Source organism: Mesorhizobium escarrei (assembly GCF_935825525.1).
Taxonomy (GTDB): Bacteria; Pseudomonadota; Alphaproteobacteria; order Rhizobiales; family Rhizobiaceae; genus Mesorhizobium; species Mesorhizobium escarrei.
This window is the reverse complement of sequence record NZ_CAKXZT010000155.1, coordinates 2,501-6,098: the sequence shown is the minus strand read 5'-3', so window position 1 is coordinate 6,098 and position 3,598 is coordinate 2,501. Positions and strand designations below refer to the sequence as shown.

Here is a 3,598-nt window from a genome sequence, read left to right as displayed (position 1 = left end):
TTGATGTTTGGTTGCGGGGACAGGATTTGAACCTGTGACCTTCAGGTTATGAGCCTGACGAGCTACCGGGCTGCTCCACCCCGCGTCAACTTCGGAAGTAAGCTTTGGCTTACTGGATTCAAGCCTGCGCCAACTGAAAGGGCCGCTTGCGCGGCCCGGGGTCCCGATTGGCGGGCCTGTTTGGTAGAGAGAAGATTTGGATTTTTGCGACGTGCGTTTTGCAGACCTGGCAGCGACCTACTCTCCCGCGTCTTGAGACGAAGTACCATCAGCGCTGGAGCGTTTCACGGCCGAGTTCGGAATGGGATCGGGTGCAGCCGCTCCGCCATAACCACCAGGTCGGCAAAGCGCACGTTGCTCGAGAAGCTTTTTGAGCGAATAGCCAATAGTGAGTAGCGAATAGGGAAGCCTATTTTCTGCTCTCTCTGAGCTGTTCGCTGGTCTTATGTGTGCCTTTACTGTTCTTTTGGCCTTGGCGCCTTTCGAAGCGAAGCTTCGCAAGGTCGACCGACCGTCGGCGCCGATGCGCCGCACCCACGTAGCGCCGCCCGCAGGGCGGAACAAGCGTGAGTGAGAACAGACCATTTGACTTGTCAAATGGGCATAGGGAATGAGAACGATCAAGCCGATCGAACTATTAGTACCGGTAAGCTTCAAGCGTTGCCGCTCTTCCACACCCGGCCTATCAACGTGGTCGTCTTCCACGGTTCTCAGGGAATACTCGTTTTAAGGTGGGTTTCCCGCTTAGATGCCTTCAGCGGTTATCCCGTCCGGATATAGCTACCCTGCTATGCGGCTGGCGCCACAACAGGTCCACCAGAGATCCGTCCATCCCGGTCCTCTCGTACTAGGGACAGATCCTTTCAATATTCCTACACCCACGGCAGATAGGGACCGAACTGTCTCACGACGTTCTGAACCCAACTCACGTACCGCTTTAAATGGCGAACAGCCATACCCTTGGGACCTGCTCCAGCCCCAGGATGCGATGAGTCGACATCGAGGTGCCAAACAACCCCGTCGATATGGACTCTTGGGGGTCATCAGCCTGTTATCCCCGGCGTACCTTTTATCCGTTGAGCGATGGCCCTTCCACGCGGGACCACCGGATCACTATGACCGACTTTCGTCTCTGCTCGACTTGTCAGTCTCGCAGTCAGGCAGGCTTATGCCATTGCACTCAGCGAACGATTTCCGACCGTTCTGAGCCCACCATCGCGCGCCTCCGTTACTCTTTAGGAGGCGACCGCCCCAGTCAAACTACCCACCATACATTGTCCCGGACCCGGATGACGGGCCGCGGTTAGACATCCATAGTGATAAGGGTGGTATTTCAAGGGTGGCTCCACCTGAGCTGGCGCCCAGGTTTCAAAGCCTACCACCTATCCTACACATGCCACTACGAATGCCAATGTAAAGCTATAGTAAAGGTGCACGGGGTCTTTCCGTCTAACCGCAGGAACCCCGCATCTTCACGGGGAATTCAATTTCACTGAGTCTATGCTGGAGACAGCGGGGAAGTCGTTACGCCATTCGTGCAGGTCGGAACTTACCCGACAAGGAATTTCGCTACCTTAGGACCGTTATAGTTACGGCCGCCGTTTACTGGGGCTTCGATTCAGAGCTTGCACCCCTCCTCTTAACCTTCCAGCACCGGGCAGGCGTCAGACCCTATACGTCGTCTTGCGACTTCGCAGAGCCCTGTGTTTTTGATAAACAGTCGCTACCCCCTGGTCTGTGCCACCCTCCTCCACTTGCGTGGAAAAGGGTCACGCTTCTTCCGAAGTTACGCGTGCAATTTGCCGAGTTCCTTCAGCATAGTTCTCTCAAGCGCCTTGGTATACTCTACCAGTCCACCAGTGTCGGTTTCGGGTACGGTCTATAAGGAGGAGCTATTTCCTGGAACCACGCAGCAGCCCGTTCAATCCGATAAGATTGGACTACCTCAATGATCCGTCACTTCCTCCAGGCCCACGAATATTAACGTGGTTCCCATCGTCTACGCATTTCTGCCTCGACTTAGGGGCCGGCTAACCCTGCTCAGATTAGCTTTAAGCAGGAACCCTTGGACTTTCGGCGGGGGAGTCTCTCACTCCCCTTACGTTACTCATGTCAGCATTCGCACTTCTGATACCTCCACCACCCCTCACGGGTATGGCTTCATCAGCTTACAGAACGCTCCGCTACCGCTCGTGATTGCTCACGAACCCTAAGCTTCGGTGTATGGCTTGAGCCCCGTTACATTTTCGGCGCAAAGACCCTTATTTAGACCAGTGAGCTGTTACGCTTTCTTTAAATGATGGCTGCTTCTAAGCCAACATCCTGGTTGTTTTGGGATCCTCACATCCTTTCCCACTTAGCCATAACTTGGGGACCTTAGCTGTAGGTCAGGGTTGTTTCCCTTTTCACGACGGACGTTAGCACCCGCCGTGTGTCTGCCGACTAGTACTCCCAGGTATTCGGAGTTTGGTTAGGTTTGGTAATCCGGTGAGGACCCCTAGCCCATCCAGTGCTCTACCCCCTGGGGTATTCGGTCGACGCTCTACCTAAATAGATTTCGCGGAGAACCAGCTATTTCCGAGTTTGATTGGCCTTTCACCCCTAGCCACAAGTCATCCCGAACTATTGCAACAGTTATGGGTTCGGTCCTCCAGTAAGTGTTACCTTACCTTCAACCTGCTCATGGCTAGATCACTCGGTTTCGGGTCTAATGCGACGAACTGAACGCCCTGTTCAGACTCGCTTTCGCTGCGCCTACACCTACCGGTTTAAGCTTGCTCGTCACACTAAGTCGCTGACCCATTATACAAAAGGTACGTGGTCACCCAGGACGAACCTTGGACTCCCACTGTTTGTAGGCAATCGGTTTCAGGTACTCTTTCACTCCCCTTGTCGGGGTGCTTTTCACCTTTCCCTCACGGTACTAGTTCGCTATCGGTCATGCACGAGTACTTAGGCTTGGAGGGTGGTCCCCCCAATTTCAGACAGGATTTCACGTGTCCCGCCTTACTCGAGGACGATGATTTGCATTACGCGTACGGGGCTGTCACCCACTATGGCCCTACTTTCCAGAAGGTTCCGCTTGTCTCATCATCGCCACTGGCCTGGTCCGGGTTCGCTCGCCACTACTGCCGGAGTCTCGGTTGATGTCCTTTCCTACGGGTACTTAGATGTTTCAGTTCCCCGCGTTCGCCACTTTATCCCTATGGATTCAGGATAAGTTACCTATTACAGATCCTTGGAAACCACAGCAGCAAGTCGGCCTTGTCGACCACTGGCTGCTCTGATTTTCCAAGCACCTTAGGTGGGTTTCCCCATTCGGAAATCTACGGATCAAAGGGTATTCGCACCTCCCCGTAGCTTATCGCAGCGTATCACGTCCTTCATCGCCTGTGCATGCCAAGGCATCCACCAATTGCCCTTAAGACACTTGATCGTTCTCATTGCCAATACCCATCGCGCGATCCGAAGGATCGTCGCTTCAGCCAAATCCCGAAGGATTTTAGCCCCGGTGCAATCCCGAAGGGATTGTCACCCCAAGTGCAATCCAAAGGATTGTCACTCCAAGCGCGACCCCGAAGGAGCGCACAGATGTTAT

General features: G+C 54.1%; 1 tRNA gene and 2 rRNA genes. All 3 read right to left on the bottom strand.

The window, feature by feature from the left end:
• Window positions 1-8 precede the first annotated feature (8 nt).
• The 3 genes from NMG80_RS28345 to NMG80_RS28335 all read right to left on the bottom strand — a co-directional run bounded on the left by NMG80_RS28345 (window position 9) and on the right by NMG80_RS28335 (window position 3,436).
• A tRNA-Met gene (locus tag NMG80_RS28345) sits at window positions 9-85 on the bottom strand.
• 139 nt (window positions 86-224) lie between these two features.
• Window positions 225-339: ribosomal RNA gene (gene rrf, locus NMG80_RS28340) — 5S ribosomal RNA — on the bottom strand.
• A gap of 277 nt (window positions 340-616) precedes the next feature.
• Window positions 617-3,436: ribosomal RNA gene (locus NMG80_RS28335) — 23S ribosomal RNA — on the bottom strand.
• Window positions 3,437-3,598: the final 162 nt, after the last annotated feature.